The sequence below is a fragment of the Micromonospora sp. URMC 106 genome (genome assembly GCF_051386395.1).
Taxonomy (GTDB): Bacteria; Actinomycetota; Actinomycetes; order Mycobacteriales; family Micromonosporaceae; genus Micromonospora.
Map to the genome: position 1 here is coordinate 1 of NZ_JBPQTP010000272.1, position 313 is coordinate 313.

Here is a 313-nt window from a genome sequence, read left to right on the forward strand (position 1 = left end):
CAGACCTTGACCGCCTCCAGCGCGCCCTCCCGCAGCCACGTCGGCACCGGGGTGGGCGGGAAGGCGGGGTAACCGTTCGCGTCGAGCCGGATGAAGTCCGGCACGACGTGCGCGCAGAGCCCGTGCCCGTCGCAGCGGGACCAGTCGAGGGTGAGCCTCTGCGGGTTCGGGTCGGGCGCGCCGGGCAGACCGAGCACGCCGCCGACCCGTCGGCCGCAGCCCTCCCCGGTGGTGTGCAGCCGCAGGTCCTCGGTGAAGACCTCCATCGCGGAGAGCGCGAACCGGGCCGTGCCGTCGGGGTGGCTGCACGCGC

The 313-nt window shown here is 75.4% G+C and carries 1 protein-coding gene; it reads right to left on the reverse strand.

The window, feature by feature from the left end; translation table 11 throughout:
- On the reverse strand, positions 1-313 hold a 313-nt coding region (locus tag ACSNOB_RS32085; RefSeq protein ID WP_436691206.1), incomplete at both ends, for a ferredoxin.